The sequence below is a fragment of the Sorangium sp. So ce321 genome (genome assembly GCF_051530195.1).
In the GTDB taxonomy this organism is placed as follows: Bacteria; Myxococcota_A; Polyangia; order Polyangiales; family Polyangiaceae; genus Sorangium.
Genome location: NZ_CP150329.1, coordinates 3476946 through 3499918 on the forward strand (window position 1 = coordinate 3476946; position 22973 = coordinate 3499918).

18 protein-coding genes are annotated in these 22973 nt (G+C 71.8%); 10 read left to right on the plus strand and 8 right to left on the minus strand.

What is annotated here, in order from left to right; all coding sequences use genetic code 11:
* Nucleotides 1-26: 26 nt before the first annotated feature.
* Genes WME89_RS13535 through WME89_RS13545 form a run of 3 tightly spaced genes read left to right on the plus strand, consistent with a single transcriptional unit; the run spans nt 27 to nt 3310 of the window.
* Nucleotides 27-422, plus strand: a complete 396-nt coding sequence (locus WME89_RS13535; RefSeq protein WP_438009593.1) for a hypothetical protein — start codon at nt 27-29, stop codon at nt 420-422.
* Between the two features lie 36 nt (nt 423-458).
* The gene (locus WME89_RS13540; protein WP_438009594.1) at nt 459-1898 is read left to right on the plus strand and encodes a TldD/PmbA family protein; all 1440 of its coding nucleotides are present in this window, start codon (nt 459-461) and stop codon (nt 1896-1898) included.
* A 35-nt stretch (nt 1899-1933) separates the two neighbouring features.
* Nucleotides 1934-3310, plus strand: a complete 1377-nt coding sequence (locus WME89_RS13545; RefSeq protein ID WP_438009595.1) for a TldD/PmbA family protein — start codon at nt 1934-1936, stop codon at nt 3308-3310.
* On the opposite strand, the gene WME89_RS13550 is transcribed toward WME89_RS13545, so the two are convergent.
* On the minus strand, nt 3307-3435 hold the full coding sequence (locus WME89_RS13550; protein WP_438009596.1) for a hypothetical protein: 129 nt from the start codon (nt 3433-3435) through the stop codon (nt 3307-3309). The two genes, WME89_RS13545 and WME89_RS13550, sit on opposite strands and share 4 nt — an antisense overlap.
* A 66-nt stretch (nt 3436-3501) precedes the next feature.
* On the opposite strand from WME89_RS13550, the gene WME89_RS13555 reads away from it, so the two are divergent.
* Nucleotides 3502-3642, plus strand: a complete 141-nt coding sequence (locus tag WME89_RS13555; RefSeq protein ID WP_438009597.1) for a hypothetical protein — start codon at nt 3502-3504, stop codon at nt 3640-3642.
* 24 nt (nt 3643-3666) lie between these two features.
* Here WME89_RS13555 and WME89_RS13560 read toward each other — a convergent pair whose 3' ends face one another.
* From WME89_RS13560 to WME89_RS13570, 3 genes are all read right to left on the minus strand, one after another.
* A complete protein-coding gene (locus WME89_RS13560; protein WP_438009598.1) occupies nt 3667-6567 on the minus strand; it encodes a TonB-dependent receptor domain-containing protein in 2901 nt (966 codons plus the stop codon).
* Between the two features lie 179 nt (nt 6568-6746).
* Nucleotides 6747-8549 (minus strand): protein kinase domain-containing protein, encoded by a 1803-nt coding sequence (locus WME89_RS13565; RefSeq protein ID WP_438009599.1) that lies wholly within the window; start codon nt 8547-8549, stop codon nt 6747-6749.
* Between the two features lie 135 nt (nt 8550-8684).
* Nucleotides 8685-9068, minus strand: coding sequence for a hypothetical protein (locus tag WME89_RS13570; protein ID WP_438009600.1), 384 nt, complete (start codon nt 9066-9068; stop codon nt 8685-8687).
* Between WME89_RS13570 and WME89_RS13575 the strand changes: the two genes are divergently transcribed.
* The 3 genes from WME89_RS13575 to WME89_RS13585 all read left to right on the plus strand — a co-directional run bounded on the left by WME89_RS13575 (nt 9067) and on the right by WME89_RS13585 (nt 11603).
* Nucleotides 9067-9501, plus strand: coding sequence for a YeeE/YedE family protein (locus WME89_RS13575; RefSeq protein WP_438009601.1), 435 nt, complete (start codon nt 9067-9069; stop codon nt 9499-9501). The two genes, WME89_RS13570 and WME89_RS13575, sit on opposite strands and share 2 nt — an antisense overlap.
* Nucleotides 9498-10067, plus strand: coding sequence for a DUF6691 family protein (locus WME89_RS13580; RefSeq protein WP_438009602.1), 570 nt, complete (start codon nt 9498-9500; stop codon nt 10065-10067). Before WME89_RS13575 ends, WME89_RS13580 begins: the two co-directional genes overlap by 4 nt.
* 165 nt (nt 10068-10232) lie before the next feature.
* Nucleotides 10233-11603, plus strand: coding sequence for a hypothetical protein (locus WME89_RS13585; RefSeq protein WP_438009603.1), 1371 nt, complete (start codon nt 10233-10235; stop codon nt 11601-11603).
* 30 nt (nt 11604-11633) lie between these two features.
* Here the strand turns inward: WME89_RS13585 and WME89_RS13590 are convergent, their stop codons facing one another.
* Both WME89_RS13590 and WME89_RS13595 read right to left on the minus strand, forming a co-directional pair.
* Nucleotides 11634-12113, minus strand: coding sequence for a DUF2383 domain-containing protein (locus tag WME89_RS13590; RefSeq protein WP_438009604.1), 480 nt, complete (start codon nt 12111-12113; stop codon nt 11634-11636).
* A gap of 353 nt (nt 12114-12466) precedes the next feature.
* Entirely contained in the window at nt 12467-13777 is a 1311-nt protein-coding gene (locus tag WME89_RS13595; protein WP_438009605.1) for a hypothetical protein, read from the minus strand.
* A gap of 283 nt (nt 13778-14060) precedes the next feature.
* Between WME89_RS13595 and WME89_RS13600 the strand changes: the two genes are divergently transcribed.
* Both WME89_RS13600 and WME89_RS13605 read left to right on the plus strand, forming a co-directional pair.
* The gene (locus WME89_RS13600) at nt 14061-14855 is read left to right on the plus strand and encodes a hypothetical protein (protein WP_438009606.1); all 795 of its coding nucleotides are present in this window, start codon (nt 14061-14063) and stop codon (nt 14853-14855) included.
* Nucleotides 14855-15766 (plus strand): hypothetical protein, encoded by a 912-nt coding sequence (locus WME89_RS13605; RefSeq protein ID WP_438009607.1) that lies wholly within the window; start codon nt 14855-14857, stop codon nt 15764-15766. The genes WME89_RS13600 and WME89_RS13605 overlap by 1 nt, the downstream gene beginning before the upstream one ends.
* 104 nt (nt 15767-15870) lie before the next feature.
* On the opposite strand, the gene WME89_RS13610 is transcribed toward WME89_RS13605, so the two are convergent.
* On the minus strand, nt 15871-19239 hold the full coding sequence (locus WME89_RS13610; protein ID WP_438009608.1) for a beta-propeller domain-containing protein: 3369 nt from the start codon (nt 19237-19239) through the stop codon (nt 15871-15873).
* A gap of 753 nt (nt 19240-19992) precedes the next feature.
* Here WME89_RS13610 and WME89_RS13615 point away from each other — a divergent pair.
* Nucleotides 19993-21597 carry a glycoside hydrolase family 43 protein gene (locus WME89_RS13615; protein ID WP_438009609.1) on the plus strand — a complete coding sequence of 535 codons (1605 nt, stop codon included), beginning with the start codon at nt 19993-19995 and terminating at the stop codon, nt 21595-21597.
* A gap of 100 nt (nt 21598-21697) precedes the next feature.
* On the opposite strand, the gene WME89_RS13620 is transcribed toward WME89_RS13615, so the two are convergent.
* Nucleotides 21698-22939: an ATP-binding protein gene (locus WME89_RS13620; RefSeq protein WP_438009610.1), complete on the minus strand. Its 1242-nt coding sequence runs from the start codon at nt 22937-22939 to the stop codon at nt 21698-21700.
* Nucleotides 22940-22973 lie beyond the last annotated feature (34 nt).

The following is a 22973-nucleotide window of genomic DNA, read 5'->3' on the forward strand; positions in this document are numbered from 1 at the left end:
GAGAGAGGTAGCCAATGAATCGAACTATGCTGACGATCTTCAGAGTGCTAGCGACCCTGTCGATGGTTGTCTTGGTTTGCTGGCTCACTGGTGCACATGAGGCGCCCGGAGAGAAACAATTACTATTGATTCCGGGATTTCTGGGTCTAGGCATCGCCGTATGGGCAGCCAAGCTCAACCCGCAGGGGGCCAAGATCGGGCCAGCGCCGCTTCCGTCGAAGCTCATCGAGCATGGCCCCTATCGACGGATCGCCCATCCGATGTACACTGGGCAGTGGATGGCCGTGACCTTCTTCATGTGGTATGGGGCGGGTTTCTGGGCTGCGTTCTCGATTGCCTTGCTCTCTGAGATCATGTTCAGGGAATATGTGTGGAGAGAGCAGGGTGCAAAGACAGAGGGCGCTCCGGCGCGTATACAGTAGTCCCGGAGGCCGCTGCGAACCTGAAGCGCTGAAACCATGACAAAGCTAATCGCCCCCTTTTCGCCCGAGGGCGCCACCCCCATCGATGGCGAGATCGCCAGGCGCCTGCTCGGCGTGGCCCTGTCCCGCGGCGGAGACTACGCCGATCTCTACTTCGAATACCGGGTCGCGTCCCACTACGTGTACGAGGAAGGAAAGCTGAAGGCGGTCGGCCGCGGCATCAGCCTGGGCCTGGGCGTGCGCGTGCTGTACGAGCACGCCACGGGCTACGCGTACTGCGAGGAGCTGACCGAGGAGGCGATGGCCGAGGCCGCCCGCACCGCAGGGCAGATCGCGGCGAGCACGGCGAGCCCACCCCCCCAGTCGATCCGCCAGGTCCCGGTGCCCTCCTTCTACCCTGTCGCGGAGCCCAGCATCGAGGGCCTGCCCGAGGCCAAGCTGGACCTCCTGCACCGCGCCGACCGGTGCGCGCGGGCGTACGACAGCCGCATCGTCAAGGTCCAGTGCAGCTTGGCCGAGGAGCTGCGCCACGTGCTGCTCTTCACCGCGGACGGGCGCATGTGTCACGATATCAAGCCGCTCCTGCGCTTCGCCGTGAGCGTGGTGGCCGAGGACGTCCCCCGGAGGAAGAAGAAGACCGGATCGAGCGGCGGCGGCGGGCGGTTCGGCATGGAGTATTTCGCTCGGAAGCCGCCGGAGTTCCACGCCACCGAGGCGGCCCGCTCGGCGATGGCGATGCTGGATGCGCGCGAGGTGCCGGCCGGCGAGATGCAGGTCGTGCTCGCGCCCGGAGACTCGGGCATCCTGCTCCACGAGGCGGTGGGGCACGGCCTGGAGGCAGACTTCATCCGCAAGCAGACGTCGAACTACTCGGGGCGGATGGGGCAGCGCGTGGCCTCCGAGCTGTGCACCGTGGTGGACGACGGGACCATCGGCCACAGCCGCGGCGCCATCAATGTCGATGACGAGGGCTACCCCGGTCAGGTGAATGTCCTGATCGAGGGCGGGCTGCTGCGCGGGTACATGCAGGACTGGCTCTCGGCGCGGCAGCTCGGCCAGCAACCGTCGGGCAACGGGCGGCGCGAGTCGTTCAGCCACGCTCCGATGCCGCGCATGACCAACACCTACCTGCAGCCGGGGCCCCACGACCCGGACGAGATCCTGCGCTCGGTGAAGCGCGGCATTTATGCCAAGCGCTTCTCCGGCGGCCAGGTGGATATCGGCCCCGGCGACTTCGTCTTCTCCCTATCGGAGAGCTACCTCATCGAGGATGGCCGGCTCACGGCTCCGCTCAAGGGGGTGAACCTCATCGGCAACGGGCCGGACGTCCTGACCCGGGTGACCATGCTGGGGAACGACTTCCAGCTCTCGGATGGCATCTGGAACTGCGGCAAGCGCGGGCAGAACTTGCCTGTCGGCGTTGGCACCCCGACCGTGAAGCTCGCCGCGATCACCGTTGGCGGCACCAAGACCTGACGAACCTTCCTCATGCCTTTGATGGGACACGCCTCATGAACGACAAACGTGAAGCCCTGAAGCAGCTCGTGCAAGAAGTAGCTGCCCAGGCGATCGCCGCCGGCGCCGACGCCGCCGAGGTCATCGCCCAGAACCGCGTCGAGCTGAAGGTCAAGGTCCGCAACGGCAAGCCCGAGTTGATCCACGAGGCTGGCAACAAGCGCCTGGGGCTGCGCCTCTTCACGAGCCGCCGCGCCGGGCTGACGTACACCTCGGACTTCTCGGCGGCGGCGCTCCGCGACTTCATCGCCGACTCGGTGGCCATGTGCCGGCTGAGCGAGCCCGACGAGCTGAATACCCTGCCCGACCGCGACGAGCTGGCCCGCGATCCGCTGCCCGAGCTGTACCTGTGGGACGATGACGCCCTGCTCGTCACCGCCGCCGACGCGCTGGACCGGGCCTGCCGCGCCGAGGCGGCGGCCCTCACCTATTCCGACAAGATCACCAACTCCGAGGGGGCCACCTACAGCCGCTCGGCCGGGGCCTATGCCTATGCCTGCGTCGACCGGAACGGCCTTGGTTTCGCCGGCGCCAGCCGCGGCACCAACCAGTCGCTGAACGTCGAGGCCATCTGCGATGACGAGGGCGGCAAGAAGCGCAACGGCCACTACTGGACGGCAGACCGCTTCGTCAGCCGCATGCTCCCCGCGGAGGAGGTCGGCCGCGAGGCGGCGCGGCGCGCCGTGCGCAAGCTCGGCCCGGTGAAGATCGCCACCGCCGAGATGCCGGTGATCTTCGACCCGGAAGCCGCGCGCGGCCTGATTGGGGCGCTGTTTTCGGTCATCTCCGGCGGGGCCATCTACCGCAAGCAGAGCTACTTGTGCGAGCGCGAAAACACGCTCATCGCCTCGCCGCTGATCAACATCGTCGATGATCCCCTGATCGAGGGCGGCCCCGGCTCGCACGCCTTCGATGGGGACGGGCTGCCGTCGCGGCGCAACGTGGTGGTCGAGCACGGGGTGCTGCGGACCTTCCTCTGCGACACGTACGCGGCGCGCAAGCTCGGCCGGCGCAGCACCGCGAGCGCGAGCCGCGCGGTCGGCGGGGCGCCCAAGGTGATGAGTTCGAACTTCATCCTGCTGCCTGGCTCGCAATCCCCCGAAGCGCTGCGCCGCGACGTGGTCCGCGGCCTCTACGTCACCGACATGAAGGGGCTCGGCTTCAACCCGGTGACCGGCGACTTCTCGCGCGGAGCCAGCGGCTTTCTCATCGAAAATGGCGAGCTGACGCTTCCAGTGAGTGAGATCACCGTGTCGGCCAACTTCGACGAGCTGCTGCAGCGGATCGGCGGCGTCGGCAGCGATATCGACCGCCGCGCGGCCAACATGTGCCCGTCGCTGCACGTGTCGCGGATGACGGTGGCGGGGCGCTAGTCTCGACTTGGGCACGAGCCGAGCTTGCCTTGGGCCTCCTGGAAGGTGGTCTCGATCGACCAGCGCTTGGCGTGGTGCTCGATGATGTCCTCGGGCGCGATCGTCACGTCGGTGCTGACCAGCACGTGGCACAGGCCGCATCGCCGACGACGAGGAGGCGCCGGTGCGGCAGCCGCCCGGCAAGCAGCCTGATGAGCTCAGCCGCGAGCTCGGTGGTGCGGCGAAGCGCGCGCCGCTGCGAGCGGCGGCGCGCGCTGCTCTCGCTGCTCCGGGGCCGCGGGCTCGAGGTGCGGCCCGCCGCGCCGCCGCGCCGCCGCGCCGCCGCGCCGTGAGGGAGTCCGGCTACGGATATCCGGCTACGGATAGCTGACCGTGATCTCGCCGAGGAAGGTCCGGCCGTTCTGGCGGCTCGTGGACGAGCGGTAGGTCTCGGCGACCGGGTAGTCGTAACGCGCGTCGATCGCGTTGTAGAGGCCGAACACGTAGCGGGTATGGAAGCGGCGGCTCTCCCCGGAGATCGTGAGATCCGCGACGATCGCCGTCCCCGTCGCGTCGCCCCCGCCGCGAGGGATCTGCCGCGGGGCCTCCAGGTTGAGCCGCAAGCCGGCAGAGAGGAGCCTGTCCACCACCGGGATCACGCCGCGGAACGACGCGAGGTGCTCCGGGACGTTGATGAGCCGCTCGCCGCCGGCGCGCTGTGCGCGCTGGTAGCCGTAGTTCGCCGACAGCATCCAGCCCTGCCGCCACTCGCGGCGCAGCTCGAGGTCGCCCCCGGCCACGGTCGCCGCCGACCTGCTGTTCTCGTACCGCACCACCCCGGGGCTGTCCTCCACGAAGGAGATGATGGCCGAGACGCGGCTCGCGTGGATCGCGCCGAGCGCGACCCACTCGTCGCCGAGGCGCTGCGAGTACTCGACCTCGCCCGAGAGGATCGACTCCGGGGAGAGCCTGAGGCGCCGCTGGGGGTCGACGGCGGCCACCTGCGTCTCGTCGTCCTTGTAGTACTGCTCGGAGATGCTCGGGGCGCGGAAGGCGCGCCCGCCCATGATCTTCAGGACCCCCCCGGGCGCGGGCCGGACGATGATCGCCGCGCGCGGGACCACGATCGGCTCGAACTCGCTGTAGGCGTCCACGCGCGCGCCGGCCGACAGGCGCAGCCACGAGGCGGGCGAGCCGTCGGCGATGAGGTAGCCGGCCGCGAAGCTGTAGCTCGCGCGCTTGTCCAGGATCACGGCGGCAGGGTCGTCGCGGACGTTGTGCAGCGTCGCCTCGGGGTGCGTCTGGACCTCGCCGCCCCCGGTGAGCCTCAGCCAGCGGAGCGGCGTCCACGCGGCCCTCGCCTCGACGCCGAGCCAGGTGCCGTACTGGTTCTCGGAGATCAGCTCGTCGAACGCGTAGCGGCCGTGCCAGACGAAGCGGTTCACGTGGCCGCGCACCATCAGCTGGAGGTCGGGCGCGAGCCGCGGCTCGAACCGCACCTCGGCCATCATGTGCGTGTCCTCGTACCTCGTCCGGGGGTCGTTCAGCTGCGTGCCCACGTAGCCGGTCGGAACGACCTGCTCGCGCGTGTGGTACATCCACTGCGCCGTGAGCGGCCCGTACCAGGCGCGCCCGTGGGCGCCGCCGGCCCGGAAGGCCTCGGTGTGCTCGGCGACCCGCACGCGCGGGCCGTCCCCGGGCTCCCGCAGCGCGACAGGGACATCGAACCCGTCGGAGCGGGCCGCGGTGACGCTCGCCCGCACGCCCGCTTCCTTGCCGGCGTTGTAGTGGAACCCCGCGCGCGCGTGGCCCACGCTGTCGTAGTAGGTGCCGGCCGTGACGTGCGCGCCGGTGGGCTCGTCCCGCCCGCGCGGGACGAGGTTGACGATGCCGGAGAGGGCGCCCGTGCCGTAGAGCAGCGAGCCCGGGCCGCGGACGACCTCGATGTGATCGACGTCGTGGAGGTCGTCGCGCGCGTCCGAGCCCACGAACGAGGCGTTCAGGACGTTGTCGTTCGTCGAGTGGCCGTCCGAGAGGACGAGGAGCCGGTTGCCGTAGTCGAGCGGCTCGCCGAGCCCGCGGATCCCGGCCGAGTAGACCACGTGGTCGTTCGAGAGGTAGACGCCGCGCGTGCCGCGCAGCGCCTCGGCGATGGTCGGGTACCCGAAGGCGCGCAGCTCCTGCTGGTCGATGACGCTGACCGAGGCCGGCGCGTCCTCCATGCGCTCGAGCACGCGCGAGGCCGACGACACCTCCCGGAGCGGCTCCAGCGTGAGGTCGAGCAGCGCCGCCTGCTGGCCGGCCGCCACGTCGAGCGTCCGCTCGACCGGGGCGAAGCCCCGCAGGCTGACGCGGACGCGGCGGCGGCCCACGGGGACGCCCTGGATCACCGACGGCGTGAAGCCCATGGGCCGGCCGTCGATCTCGACGAGCGCGTCGGGCTCGCCCGCGCGCACGAGGATCGAGCCCGTGAGCGGGCTGAGCGCCGCCGTGACCGGGACCGTCTCGTGCGCGGTGACGTTCAGCTGCTGCGGCGCCGCCTGGTAGCCCGAGCGCGCGAAATAGAGCACGTGGCGGCCCGGCGGCAGGTCGAGGTCGCAGGGGGCCGTGCAGGCGGGCGGCGCGCCCTCGCTGTCGACGTGCACGGTGGCCTCGCTCGCGCCGCGCACGCCCACCCGCACCGTGCCGACGATGCGCCGGAGCACGAGGAGCACCTCCTTGGCCTCCCCGAGCTTCACGTCGAGCGCGTCCACCGCCACGGGCTCGTAGCCCGCGAGCTCGACGAGGATCCGGTAGCGCCCCTCGGCGAGGGCGAGCCGGCGCGGCGCCATGCCGCGCACGCCGAGGTCCTTGCGATCGACGTAGATCCTGGCCCCCGGCGGCGACGTGACGATCTGCACGACGGCCACGTGCGGGGCGACGCGCGCGAGCGCGGCCTGGACCTCGGCGACGACCTGCGCGTCGGCCTCGCCCTCGAGCGCGTCGTCGTAGTACCTGTGCGCGTCCGCGAAGCGGCCGAGCTCCTCGTACGTGAGCGCGATGTTGAAGACCACGTTGCGGTTCGGCACGAGCCGGTTGGACGCGAGGAAGTGCTCGAGGGCGGCGTGGAACTGCCCCTTCTTGTAGAGATCGCGGCCCATCTCGAAGTGGAGATCGGCCTCGTCGGCCTGGCCCTCGCCGTCGGCGCGGGCGGCGGGGGCGTGGAGCAGCGCGCTCACGAGGAGGGGGAGCGCGGCGAGCCTCCACCGGCGAGCGCGCGGGGGCCGGCCTGCGCGCATACTCGAGGGCGCTCGACGCATGCCGTCAGGACACCGAAAAGGTTGAAACCCCGAGAAAACGAACCACAGAGGCACAGAGGGCACAGAGGGCACAGAGTTTTTTTGTTGGTCCTCTGTGTCCTCTGTGCCTCTGTGGTTCAAATCTCTTCATTTCCGGGCGTTTCAAGCTGATCGGTACTCTAGCGGTGCTCACGCAGGCGCGCCGATCTCGCCGGCGCCGGTCCGCCGCTGGCCGCTGGCTCGCCGCTGGCCGCGGGCTCGACGCTGGCCGCGGGCTCGACGCTGACCGCCGGCAGGGCCGACGGCGCGAGCACCGCGCGCGGCCGCGGCGTCCTTGCGGAGCCCAGCGGGGCGAGCGCGGCGCCGGCCGCAGCGAACCCGCTCGCCGCGGCGGCCGCGGGGGGCATGACGGCCACGGACGGCGGGAAGAACGAGGGCCCGGGATCCTCGCGCGCGGGCGCGGCAGGCCCGTCCGGGGCCGGCGCGGCCGCCTCGCCGGCGGGCGGAGCGCCAGCGACCGGCGCCGCCGCGCGCCCCAGCCACGCGAGCGCCGCCGCGCCCCCGAGGATCGCGACGAGCGCCACCACGGGCGCGACAGCGCGCCGCCGCGCGGGCCGCCGGCGCGCGTCCGCTGCGGGGCCGCTCTCGCGCGGCGCGGGCGAGGATGCCGGCGCCGCGTCCGGGCGCGCTGCCGTCGCCGGCAGCACCTCGACAGCGGACGCCCTTGTCGACGGCGTCGAGGCCGCGGACGCCGTCGCCGGCAGCGCCTCGGCAGCGGACACCTGCACGGGCGGCAACGAGGCCCGCGACGGCCACGGCGGCGACTCCGGCGACCGCGCCGTCGTCGGCGAAGCGTCGGCCGGGGACGGCTGCGTGGGCGGCGACGAGGGCGTGGGCGGCGACGACGGCGTGGGCCAGCTCGCCCGCTCGCTCGCCCGCTCGATCGCCATGCACCGGGACGCCGGCGCGGCCTCGCGCGGTCCGCTCAGGGTCTCGGCTTCCTCGTCGACGGCCCTCGGGCGGTCCGGCGCCGGGAGCCCGTCCAGGGTCTCGTTCCCCATGGCCCTGCGCAGGATGCGGGCCACCTTCCGGCGCGCGGGCTCCGACCCCAGCGGCTCGAGCAGCGTGACCAGCTCGGCGACCGTCTGGGGGCGGCGGGCCGGGTCCTTCTCCAGGCACATCAGGATGACGCACTCGAGCTCGACCGGGATCTCGGGCCGGTGCGCGCGCGGGGGGACGGGAGGGTCCGTCACGATGCTCACGAAGAGCGCCGACACGGACTCGGTCTCGAACGGCAGCCGCCCTGTCAGGAGCTGGTAGAGCGTCATGCCGAGCGCCCAGATGTCGCTGCGGGCGTCCACCGTCCGGGTGCTGCGGATGTGCTCGGGCGACATGTAGCGGGGAGAGCCGAGCACCACGGACGACGCGGTGAGCTTGGCGTTCGCGCCGAAGACGCCCGCGTCGGACGCCTTCGAGATGCCGAAATCGAGCACCTTGATCAGGGTCGATCCGTCCTTGCGGCTCGCGAGGAAGAGGTTGCCGGGCTTGAGGTCGCGGTGGACGATCCCGAGCGCGTGCGCCTCGGCGAGCGCGTCGCAGGCCTCGATCACGTGGCTCACCGCCTGCTCGACGGGCAGCGGGCCCCGCGTCTCCAGGAGCGCCTCGAGGTCGATGCCATTCAGGTACTCCATCACGAAGTACGGCAGCTCCTCGTCGGGAGAGCCGACATCGATGACGCGCGCTGTGTGCTCGCTGGTGATGGCCGCCGCGGCCTGCGCCTCCCGGAAGAAGCGCTCGACGGCGTCAGGGGTGGTGCGCCCCTCCGGGAGCAGGAACTTCAGAGCGACCCGGTGGCGAAGGGAGACGTGGTGCGCCGAGACGACGAGGCCCATGCCGCCGCGCCCGAGCACCCGCTCGACGCGGTACTTGCCGCCGATGACGTCCCCGACCCGCGGAATCCTGCGCCACGAAGCCGGTTCCACCGCCTCCCAGCCTGCTTGGGCCATCGACCGATGAGTATACACCAGCACCCCCCGGCATCCGGCACAATCTCGCCCCCGACCACATCCGCGCCAGCGCCGTGTGCGATACGCCCGCTCTCAACCCCACCCGCGCTGTCAGCGCGCAGCGCGCGCGCCAGGCGGGTTGTGGCGGCCGCCCGCCCACTTCACGGGTTGCGCGACGAGCGCCGCGATCCCGGCATCCCCCGGCTCGGCCACGGCCGCGGCAGCCAGCGCGCAAAGATACCACCGCACGGTCCACTCCGGGCTTCCTCCCGCCGGGATCTCGGCGCACGCGCCTTGATTCTCGATCTCGACGCGGGCGCGCGCCGCGCTGGCGAAGATCTGGATCTTGGCCTGTCCCGGCGCGGCGTGGAGCCGGAGCGGTGGAGTCGACGCCGGGGCCCGTGAGCAGCGCTGTGTTTCCTTCTGGATGGTCGTGGATGGACCTCGCCGCGGGTTGCTAAGCTGCCGGGCCGTCACCCCGAGAGGTCTCATCATGCACGAATCGTTCGCGACAGGCCCGCTCGTCGGCGGCGCCCTCATCGGCCTCAGCGCGTCCCTGCTCCTCCTCTTCAACGGGAGAGTCGCCGGCGTCAGCGACGTGCTCGGAGGGCTCCTGTTTCGGAGGCCCGGAGAGACGGCCTGGCGCGCGGCCTTCCTGGCCGGCCTCCTCCTCGGCGGCCTCGCGCTCGCCGCGGCGTACCCCGGCGCTTTCCCCGCCGGCGAGGGCGGCGGGTCGCTGGGCCTCGTGGTCGTCGCGGGGCTGCTCGTCGGCTACGGCGCGCGGCTCGGCAGCGGGTGCACGAGCGGCCATGGCGTCTGCGGGCTCAGCCGCCTGTCGGTGCGCTCGCTCTGCGCCACGATGACGTTCATGGTGACCGCGGCCATCACCGTTTACGTCAGCCTGCATGCGATCGGAGCGGCGCGATGAGGCAGAACGCGCTCGCGCTCCTCGCCGGCGCGCTGTTCGCGGTGGGGCTCGGCGTCTCCGGCATGACCCAGCCGTCCAGGGTGATCGGCTTCCTCGACGTCGCCGGCGACTGGGACCCGAGCCTCGCGTTCGTGATGGCGGGCGCGATCTCGGTGCACTTCCTCGCCTACCGCGCCCTTCGCCGGCGGCAGGGCGCGGCGGCGCGCGGCGAACCCGCCCGTGCGCCGCGCTTTCCGCTCCTCGCCGACCACCTCGTCGTGCCGACCCGCACCGACCTCGACGCCCGCCTCTTCGCTGGCGCCGCGCTGTTCGGCGTCGGCTGGGGGCTCGCCGGGTACTGCCCCGGGCCGGCGCTCGTCTCGCTCGCGACCGGCTCGCACGCCGTCCTCGCCTTCGCCGCGGCCATGGCGGCCGGCATGGCGATCGAGCACCTCACCACGGGCACCGCGAGGGCGAGCGCGCGAGCGTCCATGGCGATGGCGACGGCGGGACCGAGCGACGCGTCGGCGCTCGGCCCCGCCGCGAGGAGCGAGGGCGAGCGGGAAGGGAAGCGGGAAGGCGACTAGCAGTTACGACCGCGGCAGCGCCGTGCGCACCATGTAGGTAGCCCTTGCGGCGTCCAGGTATGCCATGTAATGCTCGATACTCATTCGCGTGGTGCCCAGTCACGGTCATCCGCAGGCTGCTGGACGAGAGGCTTCGGCCTCCAACCCACGCCGGGAGAGCGAGCCATGAAGATGTCATTCGGCCCCCTTCTGGGGGCGACGGTCGGCCTGTGTCTGCTACCCGCCTGTGTCGAGCCGGTCGGCTCCACCGGGCTCGCGGCCAGCGAGGCCGACATCGAGGCCGGGACCGAGGCGGCCAGCGATGAGCAGCCCTTCGAGGTCTGGGCCGTCGATCAGTCCAACACGAACGGGCTGACGTACGGTGGCACGGTGTACATTTACAATGGACTGAGCCTGGTGAGCGGCTCCGGGATCAGGCAGGTCCCTGCGGAGGTCCTCGATCTCGGCGGCGCGACCGCGGCGCTGTGCCTCGGGCAGACCGGCGCCAATCCGGTGCGGCCGCACATGCTCTTCTTCAATGCGGCGCGCACGCACGCGGTGCTGTCGTTCGTGGCCAGCGGCCACGTCGCGATCTTCGACGCCGCCACGCGCGCCCCTGTCGCGTGCCTCCGCACCTCGGCGGGCGCGGACGGGGCGCGGCAGGCCCACGCCGCGGTGCCGGCGCCGGACGACTCGTACATCCTGGTGGCCAACCAGAACGGCAAGCTGCTCGAGCGGATCGCGACGGACTACGCCGCGGGCTCCTTCGCGTGGGACCCGGGCGCGACCCTCGACCTGGCCAGGTGCGTCGCGCCCAGCGGCGATCCGTGCCAGTTCCCGCACATCCGGCCCGACAACGCGCCCATCTGCCCGATCATCGACGCCACGGGCGCCCACGGCTTCATCACGCTGCGCGGAGGCGGCCTGTTCGTCGTCGACCCCGCGGCGACGCCGATAGGCATCGTGGGCGAGTACGACGTCGCCACGGTGCACGGGAACGGCTGCGGCGGCATCGAGGCCGGAGGCTCGATGTTCATCGACTCCGGCGGAGGGACGGCGGCGAACCTCGACCAGTTCGACGTGTACCGGTTCCCGCTCACCGGGTACGCGGCGACCAACGCGCCGAATACCCCGCTGCCCGAGGTGGTGTTCACCGACGCTTCCCCGGACCGCGACGCCCACGGCATGGTGCTGACGAAGCACGGCCGCAACGTGTGGGCGCTGGACCGGATCCGCGGCGTGGCCGAGGTCTTCGACGTCGCGACCAGCGCGCACGTGGGCACCGTCGATCTGAAGGAGCCTTACGCCAGCGATCCAGCGCCCGATCTCATGGACATCTCGCCGTCGGGCAACCGCGCCTTCGTGACCCTGCGCGGCCCGACGCCGCTGAGCGGCGATCCGCACGCCTCGACGGGCACCACGCCCGGCGTCGGCGTCATCCAGCTGATCCAGGCCGGGGACAGCGGCAAGCTCAAGTCGATCACGCCGATCACCAACAAGGACGCGGGCGGCGTGGAGCGGGCAGATCCGCACGCGATCCGGGTGCGCCTGCTCTGAGGGCGCGCGAGGGGGGCGCCGGGCGCCGCGCTACTTGCGGCGCTCTTCCTGCTCGACGGCGGCCGCGCCCTCCTTGGTCTCCCAGAGGCGCTCGGCGATCGCTTCCTTGATCCACGCGAGGTGCCGCGCCTCGTCTCCGCGGTTGCGCTCCACGACGGCGCGCGCCTCGTCCGGGAGATCCGTCTTGAGCGCAGCTTCGTACATGTGATTCGAGAGCTCTTCATTGCCGAGCATCGAGAGGAGCGCGCTGCGGTCGCCCCGGCTCGCGATCGCGGTGAAGCCCTCGATCAGGAACCCCTTGAGGTCGCGCTTGATCCTGGGCTCCTCGCCGCCTGCGCGGACGAGCTCGGCGAGATCGTTGATGTGCTGCTGGTGATCGTCCTGGAAGCCCTTGAGCTTCCGGCGGATCTCGGAGACCTCGCAGGCGTCGAGCGCCTGCTGGTATGCGAGCACCGCGTCGGCGTCTAGCTGGATGAGATCGTTCAGCTTGCTCACTGCAGTCTTGTTCATGCGGGCGCCTCCGCCGGCAGGATGAAGCATGCAGTCGAGGGGGCCTACTGGGCGATTCCTGAATCTGCGCTCGCGCCGCGGCCCGGAGGCAGCTTGGTGCCGTGAGCGGGAGTCGGAGTTGTTTTGTGCGGGGCGGAAGAAGTCGGATGTTCGAGCTGAGATTTCCTCGTTTGCAGCCCTTTTCAGCGAGGAAATTGAACGGGGAGGCGGGGAGACAGGGAGTATTTGAAGATTTCTCTCCCCGCCTCCCCGCCTCCCCGTGAATTTCCGAAGAATTCGAGGGGATGCCTCGGGTGTTCGAGGGGAGTCGCCAGCTCCCGAGCCGACTTGTCGAGGGGATGATCGCGACGCGGCTATCCGGATCGCCGGAACAGGTTCAGCAGCCGGCGGAGCAGCCCGGGCTTCTTGGCGGGCTCGTCCGCGGCCGCCTGCTCCTGGTCGCGGCGTGCGGACCTGGGCGCGGCGTCGCCGGGCGCTGCCGCGGCGGCGTCACGCTTCCTGGCTGCGGCGCTGCGCGGCCTCGTCGCGGCGTCGCGGGGCTTCGCGGCGGCGTCGCGGGATCTGGCGGCCGCGTCTCGCGGCCTTGTCGCGGCACCGCCGCCGGTGGAGGAGGCGGACGCCCCACGCTCCTCGCGGGCAGCCTCGGCGGCGTGGCTCTTCGAGCGCTCCGCCGCCGCGTCCGCTGCGGGCTTCGCTGCTGCCTTGTTGCCAGACCGCGCCTGCACCTTGGCCTTCATCGCCTCCTTGGCGGTGAGCGCCGGCTTCTTCTTTCGCGGGAAGGCGGCGGCGGGGGGAGGCACCCACGCCGCCTTCGGGCGCGGCTCGGGAGCCGCTGTCGCCTCGGGGGCCGCGGGCGGCGGCGCGACCGGCGTCGCGCCTCGCGCCCCGGCGCGCTCCGGCTGCCGGGACGCCTTCTGGGAAGCGCCGGGCGCTCCGGCGGCGCGGGCGGGCTTCGCCTCGGCGGGCGCGGCGGCCCGTGCTGCGTCGCTCCGCGCGGGCTTCGCCCCGGCGGGCGCGGCGGCCCGTGCTGCGTCGCTCCGCGCGGGCTTCGCCTCGGCGGGCACGCGGCGCTCGCGCGAGGCGGCCCCCGGCGCGGTCGAACGGGGGTGCGCGGCGCCAGCGGCACCCTCGGCGCCTGCCCGCTCGTGCTGGGCCGCCCCATCCCGCGGCGCCCTGGTCCTGTCCGTGGGGCGGCGCTCGGCAGCTCCGCCGTCGCTCGCCCCGCGCTCGCGCGCTCTGTCGCCGCTCGCCCCGCGCTCGCCCGCTCCACGGGCGCCAGGCCCGCGCTCCCCCGGGCTCGCTGGCCGTCGCGCCGGGGTCTCCTGCGCGGGCGCCGGCGGTCGCGGTCGGCGCATGTCGATGACCCGTCGCGGCCGCGCGGCAGCGGGCGCTGCCGCTGCGGTCGCCGCGCCAGCGGGCGCTGCCGCTGCGGTCGCTGCGTCACCCATCGCCACAGCGGCGGCCGCTGCCGCTTCCGCGGTCGCTGCGCCCGCATCGCCGGCCGCAGCCCCCGCGCCGCCGCCGGTCGAGGCCTCCGCGCCGCCGCCGCCGCCCGCCGCCTCTCCGGCGGCCTCCGGCGCCCTCTGGTCCGGCGCGCGCTCCTCGACGGGCTCCGCGCGTTCCGGCTGCCCGCCCTCGTTTTCCGCTGTGCTCTGCTCGACCATGGGGCTCGTCCATAGCGTTGTCCGGCGCTCCGCGAAACCGGATCTCTCCGTATCTCGCGCGCGGCGGGCTCCCCTCGCGCGCCCGTCGCGCCTCCCCTCGCGCCGCCCGCGCCTCCCGCGCCGCGGCGCGAGGCCGCCGGCAGCCGTCGTCGCCGTGCTGCCGCGCCATCGCTTCCTTGAACGCGGACGGGAATCTGTGAACATGCGTGCTCCCGCCGGGACGCACGGCCCGGCGCGAGCCGCCTGCGACGCCGGGCCCCTGAGGAGTCGACCTCGCGCATCCATGATCCCCCGCCTCCCTGCCGCGCTCGCGCTCGTGTCGGCCTTCCTCGCGCCGCGCGCCCTCCTCGCGCAGATCCCGTGCTTTCCGGGGACGTGTCCGCCCCCCGCGCCGGCGGCGCCCCTGCGGCCGCCCCCTCTCACGCCGCAGCTCGAGCTCGCGACGCGCGCCCGGCTCGAGGCAGAGGCCCGCCCGCGCCTCGAGCCCGAGGCGCGCGCGGCCGCGGCGCGGCAGGTCGAGGACGAGCGCCGCCGCGCGTGGATCCAGCGCGGCGTGGAGCGCGAGCCGAACCCGGTCCGGCTCCGGCTGCCGCTGCTCGAGGTGTTCGCCGCCGGAAGGTGGTTCGGAGCGGTCGCCGGGGTCGAGTACACGCAGCAAGCCGTCGGCCTCGGCGCGCGGCTGCGCCCGGGCGAGCCGCTCGCGTTCGAGATCGCCGCCGCATACGACTCGATCGACATCCCGGAGGGCGAGCGCACTTCCGCCGTGACGCTCGAGCCCTCGGTGGTCCTCATCTGGGGACGGCGAGAGCGCGTCGACGTCTACCTGCGTTCCGGGTTCGACGTGACGCTCCCGTTCGATGAAGGCGCCCGTCCGCCGGCGGTGATGCTCGGCGGCCACGTCGGCCTCGGGGCCCAGTTCCGCGTTGCCCGCATCGGGCGCGGCGGGTTCGTGGGGTGGTTCGTGGAAGCGCGCGGGCTCGTGCGGGGCGGCCTCGGCGGCGAGGTGTCCGGCCTGAAGGGGCCGCACGCCGGGTGGGAGGTCATTTTCGGCCCGAGCGCGGGGTTCTGGGATTTCTGATGCGCCCGCGCAGCCCGCTCCCCCGCCGCCTCGCCAGCCGCCTCGTCGCGTTCGCGATCGCGCTCCTTGTCCTCGCATGCGCGTCCGCGGCCTCGGCCCAGTCGAACCCCTGTGTTCCGCCCTGGTGCATCGGCGGCACGGTGCGGATCGATCCGCCCCCCGTGCGGGTTCAGCCGCCGGCCGTGGACCTCGAGGCCCAGGCCCGCGCCGAGGCCGAGGCGCGCGCTCGCCTCGAGGCGCAAGCCCGCCTGGAATGGGAGGCCTACTATCAATGGGAGGCGCGCCTACGCCTCGAGGCCGAGGTCAGGGCGCGCGCGCAGCTCGAGGCGGGCTTCCTCGCCGAGGAGCGCGCGAGGCCCGATCCATACCTCCAGACCCCCTCTCCGGTGACCCCGTGGGTCGGGCCGCTGCCGGTCACGTTCCCCCGCATCGAGCTCGGCATCATCGGCGGATGTCTCGGCGTGTGGACCGGCCGGGGATCGCCGGCGCACATAGGCGGCTGTCCGGCCGTGCGCGTGCGGGTCCGCAGGCAGTGGGGCATCGCGCTCGACCCCTCGATCCTCCGCATGGACCATGGCCCTCTCGACTTCACGACCCTCGGCTTTCACCCCGGGGCGACCTACGCGTTCGCGTCGGGCAAGGGGAGCCTCACGGGGTCTTACGGCTTCGCGCGCGCGGGGCTCGACCTCTGGGCGCCGGTCACGCAGCTCGCGAGGACGCCCGATGCCCTGCTCGGGGCCCACGTCGGCGCGGGCGCGCACTTCTTCAGCCACTGGGCCGGGGCAGGCGTCGAGGCGCGGCTGCTCGTCCGCAAGGGCGTGGGCGACGGCGGCGACCCGCTCGCCGCCGAGATCGCCGACCTCCGCCTCGGCGCCGAGGTGCGCGCTCACATGTTCATGATCGGGTTCTGATCGCCCGGCCGCGCCGGCGGGACCGCTCGTCCCGCAAGGCGGCTCCGGCGGCTGGCGAGCCGGCGCGGCGCCGAGCGCGCCGGCCGGCTCGCCTCGTCGTCAGATCACTCGCCCAGGTAGGGGACGAGGTTGACGGTCTCGCGATCGAGCTGGTGAATGCCGAAGCGGCCGGAGGCGAAGAGGACCTCTTCCCCGCTCGCCACGAACCGCTCGGGCCAGCCCCAGGTGGGGAAGAACGCCTGCGCCTTCGGCGCCTCGGGCTGCTCGAGGGAGATCGCCAGCACGCCGCCCGGCACCTCGAAGAGCGCGCGCAGGTCGGTGGTGCCGCGCAGCGACGCCCACGGCGCGATGCGGACGGTGGAGAGCATGTCGAACTCGGGGGGCGTCGGGTTCTCGTTCTCCGGCGGCGGAGGCGGCGTCTCCCCCTCGGCCAGGGGCGAGAGCGTGGTCAGCTTGTAGTTGGGATCCGATTCCGAGTACCACCAGCTGTTGGTCGGCCGCCAGATGAGGCTGTGGGTCACGACGGGCAGCCCACGCTCGTCGATGGATATCGCGTGAACCCGGCGGTTCGGGAACCGCTGGTACTCCTGCAGGTACGCGAGCCCCTCGTGCAGCTCGAGCCGCGCGATCGCCGTCTCGATGTACTGATCGCCCCACACCCTGTCGTTCGCGAAGATCGAGCCGCCCTGGATCGCGAGGACCTCGCCGGGCACGTTGATCCCCGGATCGAGCGCGGGCGCCGACGGGTCGGTCAGGTCGAGGTGCGTGAGGAAGTACTGCGTGTGCGGGCGCGGGTCGTCCGGCGCGCCGACCGAGCGCTTGATGTTGAAGTAGAGCTCCCCGTCGTCGTTGAGGACGTCGACGGCCTCGTTGTCGTACGGAAGCGCGAGGGGCTGCGTCAAGGTGGGGTGGTCCGGGTCGGAGAGGTCGACCACGTTGACCTCGACCTGCGCCCAGCTCCGGCGCGGGACGTACTCGTAGCAGTACGTCGAGGTGACCCCCGGGATGTCAGCCCCCTGGGGGACCTCGATCGGGGTGCACGTCGTGTCCGCGTCGACGTGGTCGGTGCACTCGGCGAACCCGCCGCTGCAGTAGTCGTCGCTGCCGATATGGCGGCACAGCCGCTCGCCGGCCACGTACGCGCAACCCTCCTGCCCCATGCAGTTCGAGGAGGTCGCCGGGCGCGTCTGGCACGTCCAGCCGACCCCGAGATCCTCGGTGTGGCCGATGACGCGCAGGAAGGCGAGGGCGTCGCGCCCGGCGTGCACGGTCGGGAACGACCTTGCGTCGCCGTAGTAGGTGCCCGTCGTGGGGAGATCGCCCGTGTCGAGCGTGCCCGCGCGCCGCGGCGCGGTCGGATCGGACATGTCGATCACCTCGACGTGGGTCACCTTGCCGACCCAGTTCTCGAAGGTGGTGGTCAGCGACACGAGCAGGTCGCCCACCTGATGGAACTCGGCGTTGATCGGCAGGTCGAAGGTGGCCACCGGCTCCGCGAGCTGGGCGATCCCCGTGGTCGGGACGACCTCGGCCTTGATCATCCGGTTCGCCGGCGGGTTCCAGTAGAGGTCGTAAGGCACCTTCATGCGCACGCGGTAATCGCCGAACGCGAGGACCTTCACGTAATCAGGGGCGAGCTCGAGCCGCCCGAGCTTCTCGGTCGTGTCGAGCGCGTCCTGATCGTAGAGGGTGAGCTCCTCGTCGGACACGTTCGCCGTGGCCTCGTCGCCCGCGCGGAACGTGCGGCGCACGGGGGTCCCGTGCTCCATCAAGCCGCGGCGGGTCAGCGTCGTGTCCGAGAAGGTGAAGATCTGCACGCCGGCGAACGGCCGATAGTAGCCGTCCACGTACCGGCCCGCCGAGAACGGGAGCAGCACGAGGCCGGTCTCGGCCTCTCCGGTCGGCGCCACCACGTCCACGGCCTCGTCGAGCACGGTGAATGCGCGGTGGTCCCAGTCCGCCTCGGACCAGCTCCAGCCGGTGGTGGCGCTGTCGACCGTGGCGCGCGCCACGAGGGGCGTCGGGTTATTCAGGTCGGTGATGTCGTAGAGGCTGGCCGAGAGCTGGCGGCCGTTCTGATCGTCGACGCCGATCCCGATGATGCGGGTCGCGTCGAGCACGGGGCGGAAGAAGTTGTTCCACCCGGACACGACGAACTCGCTCTTTTCCTCGACGTTCCCGCTCGGATCGATGGAGAAGGCGTGGAACGGGTCCTGGTTCCGGTAGGTCACCGCGAACGCCCGGTCATCCATGAAGATGGCGCCGTAGAGCGACTGCCCGGCGCCGAAGTCCTCGCTGTCGACCGGCACGAGGTTGTCGGGGTCGGCCGCGTTCCACGTCTCGAGGTAGCTCGCCGACGTCCCGTCGGACCACCGCGGGCCGGAGAAGACGCGCAGCGTGTCGTCGCGGAAGTCCATGTGGAACTGCGAGCGCACGTAGCTCCTCGCGGTGACGCTGCCGCGCTCCACCATGGACCCGTCGCTGCTCGAGATGTCGATGACGGAGATGTCGCTCGGCTCGCCGGACCAGCCGTAGTTGTTGCGTGCCACGAGGAGCACGTCCGCCTCGGCGTGGATGGCGGTCACGGTGTCGCCGAGCTCGATCTCGCTGCGCTCGACCAGCGCCGCGGGGGTGACATCGAAGCTCTTGACGATCGTCTTGTTGACCCAATGCCACCCGCCGGGGGTGTACTCGACGAGCTCCGAGCCGTTCGAGGCGATGTAGAGCGAGCTCGCGGTGGCGCCGCGCGCGAGGCGGCTCGTGATGATGCGGCCCGTCACGGGGACCTGCGACAGGAGCTTCGGCGCGGTGCGGTCGGCGATGTCGATGAACAGGAGGTTGCCGCCCGTCCGCCGCTCCACGGTGAGGCCGTCGGCCTTGAGCTGGTAGCCGGCCCAGTCGTTGAGGAGCACGACCGCGCGATCGCCGACGACGTACATCTCGACCGGGGTGCCGGCGATCTGCAGCTGGCCGAGGAACTTCGGGTGCGTCGGGTCCGCGATGTCGATGACCTGCAGGCCGCGGTAGGTGTTGAGGTTGAGGAGCTGCCCGCCGCCGAGGACGCGGTAGATGTCGCCCTCCTCGACGTCGCGGCCGGCCTCTTCCTCTTCTTCTTCCTCCTCCTCTTCCTCTTCTTCTTCCTCCTCCTCCTCTTCGCCGAGGTACCCCTCGGTGAAGGGATCGTCGGCCGACACGAACTCGGTGGGCCCCGCTGGCGTCTCGGGATCGGGGTCCGGATCGGGATCAGGGTCGGGATCGGGATCAGGGTCCGGATCGGGATCAGGGTCGGGATCGGGATCAGGGTCCGGATCGGGCTGTGGGTTCTCGTTACCTTCGTCCGGCGGGGTTTGCTCCTGGGGATCGGGTTTGTTCTCGTCGCCCCCGCACCCCTGTCCTCCAGACAGCACGAGGAGCGCGGCCATCACGCTGGCCTGCGCCGACAGCACGCCTCTGAAACGAGCTCTATTCGCCACTACTACTCCTCCCTGGTACCTCGCTCGAGGTACGGAGCTTGCGCACATCGATGTGTCCTACACGGTTCAGCCGCGGTCTGAACGGCCCGGTCCAGAGGCGGCGGCGCCGCTAGCTTCCGGCGATCGGTCGAGGGTGCGTCCGGCACGGCGCATCCAGCGATCGGGTCGGTCCTCGCGGTATCGCGCTACCATGGACCGCGAAGTTGCAACGGCCGGATTATCCACCTTCTGGATGCCCTGCTCAATGTGGAATGCGCTGAAGGAAGGGAGGGGAAAGCGGTTCTTCGCGCGACATACCGTGGCGCCGGGGCGGAGCGCGGCGCCGGTTGCTCACACGGGAGCCACCTGCCCACACGACAGCGCCCGCAGCGCTCGCTTCCGTCTGATGCGAAGTGCCGCGACGCGCGGGGCGGCGCGACGTCGCCTGTCGTTGCGTCTCTGTGACGCGCTGGTCACACGCGGAATGACGCCGCGCTCCGCTCCCGAGCCGGACGGCTGACCGCGCCCACGCGCGTGGACCCGCGCCCGCGCGCCGCCATGTCGCGCGCATGCGGCGCCCGAGCGCCCCTCCGGGCTCATCGACGCGCCGGGCGTTCCTGCCCCGGCCTGCCCTGTTTCGTTGCGCTCGCCAGCCCCTCCGCTGCAAGATGCCCCGGCGCACGAGAGCCCGAGCGACCCGGCGTGGCCTCCGCGCAACGTCCGACTCCAGACGAGCAGCACTCGACTTCACTTCCGGGAACCGCGGCGGCAGCGATGACCAACCAGACGACCTTCATCGAGAACCCTGTCCTTCGGGGCTTTCATCCAGACCCCTCCATCCTCCGGGTGGGCGAGGACTACTACCTTGCCACCTCCACCTTCGAGTGGTTCCCGGGCGTGCGGCTCCATCACAGCCGCGACCTCCGCCACTGGAGGCCCATCGGCCATGTCCTGGACCGACGCTCCCAGCTCGACCTGCTCGGCAATCCGCGCTCCGGGGGCATCTGGGCGCCTTGCCTCACCCACGCGAACGGCGTGTTCTACCTGGTCTTCACCGACGTCAAGACCTGGGGTCACGGCTTCGTCGACGCGCACAACTACTACGTCACCGCGAGCCGCATCGAGGGGCCCTGGTCCGAGCCCGCCGAGCTGAACCGCGGCGGCTTCGATCCCTCGCTGTTCCACGACGAGGACGGCAAGGCGTGGCTCGTCAACATGGTGTGGGACCATCGCCCCGGGAACGACCAGTTCCCCGGCATCGTGCTGCAGGAGCTCGACCTCGAGCGGCGCCGGCTCGTCGGGGAGCGCCGCTGGATCTTCTCCGGCAGCGGCCTCGGCCTCGTCGAGGGGCCGCACCTCTACCGGCGCGGGGACTACTACTACCTGCTCGTCGCCGAGGGCGGCACCGTCTACGACCACGCCGCGACGCTGGCGCGCTCCCGCCGCATCGAGGGTCCTTATGAGGTCGCCCCGGGCACCCCGCTCCTGACCTCCCGTCTCGACCCGAGCCTCGAGCTGCAGAAGGCCGGGCACGGCAGCCTCGTCGAGACGACGACCGGGGAGTGGTACATCGCCCACCTGGTCGGGAGGCCGCTCCCGAACGCGCGCCGCTGCATCCTCGGCCGCGAGACGGCGCTGCAGCGGGTGCGCTGGACCGACGACGGGTGGCTCGCGCTCGACGGGACCGAGGGCCCCCGCTCGCCCGCCGTCCGCGTGCAGGCGCCCCGGCTGCCGGACCACCCCTTCGAGGAGCCGCCCGTGCGGGACCACTTCGACAGGGAGGCGCTCGGCGTCGCGTACCAGACGCTGCGCGACGTGCCCGACGAGAGCTGGGTGTCGCTGCGCGAGCGGCCCGGCTACCTGCGCGTCCACGGCCGCGAGTCGCCGCAATCGCTGCACCGGCAGAGCGTCGTCGGGCGCCGCATCCAGTCGCTCCGCTGCCGCGTCGAGACCTGCCTCGAGTTCCAGCCGACCTCGTTCCAGCAGATGGCGGGGCTCATGTGCATGTACAGCGACGAGAACTTCTTCTACGCGCTGCTCAGCCACGACGAGCGCGTCGGGCGCTCGCTCGCGCTCCTCGGCAGCGAGCACGGGAAGCTGACCTGGCTCGCGCGCCCGCTCGCCTTCACGTCCCCCCGCCTCCACCTCCGCTTCGAGCTCTCCGGCAAGGACCTCCAGTTCTCGTACTCGCGGGACGGCGAGCGCTTCGACCCGCTCGGGACGGTGCTGGACGCGTCGATCCTGTCGGACGAGGGCCCCTCGCTCGGGCTCGGCTTCACCGGCGCCTTCGCCGCGCTGTGCGCTCACGACCTCACCGGCAAGAGCCTGCCTGCCGACTTCGATTACCTCGATTACGCCGAGCTCCCGCAGGGGCGCTGAGCGCGTCCGCCGGCTCCGGCCGGCTGACGCCGAGCTCCCGCAGGGAAGCTGAGCGCGGCCGCCGGCTCCGGCCGGCGCCCGGCGCTTCCCGCGCTTCCCTTCAGGCCGCGTCGGTGTTCTGCGAGACAGGGAGCGCCACGAAGAACGTCGCGCCCTTCGAGAGCACGCTCTCGACCCAGATACGCCCGCCGTGCCCCTCGACGATGCGCTGCGCGATGGCGAGCCCGAGGCCGGTGGAGCGCTCTCCGCCGGTGCTGACCGTCCGCGCCCGACCGAAAGGGCGGAACAGCTTGCCGACGTCCTCCGGCGCGATGCCGGGCCCCTCGTCCTGCACCGAGACGAGCACCTCGCGGCCCGACCCGTCGAAGCCGGCCGGCGCGCTGGCGCTCTGGACCCGCACGCGGATCGTCGTGCCCGGAGGGGAGTAGTGGATGGCGTTGCTGATGAGGTTGTTGAGCACCTGCTCCAGCTTGTGCACGTCCACGTCGACCCGCGGGACGCTCTCGTCGCTCTCCACGACGAGCTTCATGCTCTTCTGCCCCGCCAGCACCATGTTGAGCGCCACGTTCGACTCGACGAGCTGGACGATATCCGTGCTCTTCCGGTCGAGGTTCAGCTTGCCGAGCTCGATCATCGACACGTCGAGCAGGTCGTTGATGAGCGAGAGCATGAACTTGCTCGAGCTCCTGATCATCTCGATGATCTCGACGCCGCCCTCGCGGAGCAGCGACGACGGCTCGCCGCGCCGGTGCGTCATCAGCATGAAGTCGCTGTAGCCCAGGATGACGCCGAGCGGGTTCCTGAGGTCGTGGGCCGCCATGCCGACGAAGCGGTTCTTCTCCTCGTTCAGCCGGACCAGCTGGGCGTTCTTCGCCGCGAGCTCCTCGTGCATCTGGAGGAGCTGCCGGTTGCTCTCCTCCAGCGTGTCGGCGTACTGCTTGAGCTTGAGCTGGCTCCTCTTGTGCTCGATGGCGTAGCGGATCGTGCGCTCGAGGATCTGCGCGTCGAACCGCCCCTTCACCAGGTAATCCGCCGCGCCCGCGGACATCGCGGCCATGTCGATCGCCTCGTCGCCGACGCCCGTCAGCATGATGATGGGGATCGAGCAGCCGACGTGGTTCGCCTCGTGCACCACCTCGAGCCCGGTGCGGGCGTCGAGCCGGAAGTCGAGGAGGCAAACGTCGTAGCCGCCGGCGAGCAGCGCATCGATCGCCTCGTCCGACGTGCTCAGCCACGTCACGTCGTAGCGGGTCCGGGAAATGTCGCGAAGGAGCCGGCGCGTGACGAGGTGATCCACCTCATCGTCATCCACCAGCAGGACCTTGATCTCGCTGTCGTTCATCAGGAGCCTCGACGCCGCCGACCCCGCGGGGCCC

What these genes read in the sequence shown, in the direction of transcription:
- WME89_RS13615 (WP_438009609.1), top strand. Translation starts at nt 19,993, where the DNA reads ATGACCAACCAGACGACCTTCATCGAGAACCCTGTCCTTCGGGGCTTT.
- WME89_RS13595 (WP_438009605.1), bottom strand. Translation starts at nt 13,777, where the DNA reads ATGGTCGAGCAGAGCACAGCGGAAAACGAGGGCGGGCAGCCGGAACGC.
- WME89_RS13560 (WP_438009598.1), bottom strand. Translation starts at nt 6,567, where the DNA reads ATGCGCGCAGGCCGGCCCCCGCGCGCTCGCCGGTGGAGGCTCGCCGCG.
- WME89_RS13605 (WP_438009607.1), top strand. Translation starts at nt 14,855, where the DNA reads ATGCGCCCGCGCAGCCCGCTCCCCCGCCGCCTCGCCAGCCGCCTCGTC.
- WME89_RS13600 (WP_438009606.1), top strand. Translation starts at nt 14,061, where the DNA reads ATGATCCCCCGCCTCCCTGCCGCGCTCGCGCTCGTGTCGGCCTTCCTC.
- WME89_RS13535 (WP_438009593.1), top strand. Translation starts at nt 27, where the DNA reads ATGCTGACGATCTTCAGAGTGCTAGCGACCCTGTCGATGGTTGTCTTG.
- WME89_RS13555 (WP_438009597.1), top strand. Translation starts at nt 3,502, where the DNA reads ATGAGCTCAGCCGCGAGCTCGGTGGTGCGGCGAAGCGCGCGCCGCTGC.
- WME89_RS13580 (WP_438009602.1), top strand. Translation starts at nt 9,498, where the DNA reads ATGAGGCAGAACGCGCTCGCGCTCCTCGCCGGCGCGCTGTTCGCGGTG.
- WME89_RS13585 (WP_438009603.1), top strand. Translation starts at nt 10,233, where the DNA reads ATGAAGATGTCATTCGGCCCCCTTCTGGGGGCGACGGTCGGCCTGTGT.
- WME89_RS13590 (WP_438009604.1), bottom strand. Translation starts at nt 12,113, where the DNA reads ATGAACAAGACTGCAGTGAGCAAGCTGAACGATCTCATCCAGCTAGAC.
- WME89_RS13570 (WP_438009600.1), bottom strand. Translation starts at nt 9,068, where the DNA reads ATGATGAGACCTCTCGGGGTGACGGCCCGGCAGCTTAGCAACCCGCGG.
- WME89_RS13620 (WP_438009610.1), bottom strand. Translation starts at nt 22,939, where the DNA reads ATGAACGACAGCGAGATCAAGGTCCTGCTGGTGGATGACGATGAGGTG.
- WME89_RS13545 (WP_438009595.1), top strand. Translation starts at nt 1,934, where the DNA reads ATGAACGACAAACGTGAAGCCCTGAAGCAGCTCGTGCAAGAAGTAGCT.
- WME89_RS13575 (WP_438009601.1), top strand. Translation starts at nt 9,067, where the DNA reads ATGCACGAATCGTTCGCGACAGGCCCGCTCGTCGGCGGCGCCCTCATC.
- WME89_RS13540 (WP_438009594.1), top strand. Translation starts at nt 459, where the DNA reads ATGACAAAGCTAATCGCCCCCTTTTCGCCCGAGGGCGCCACCCCCATC.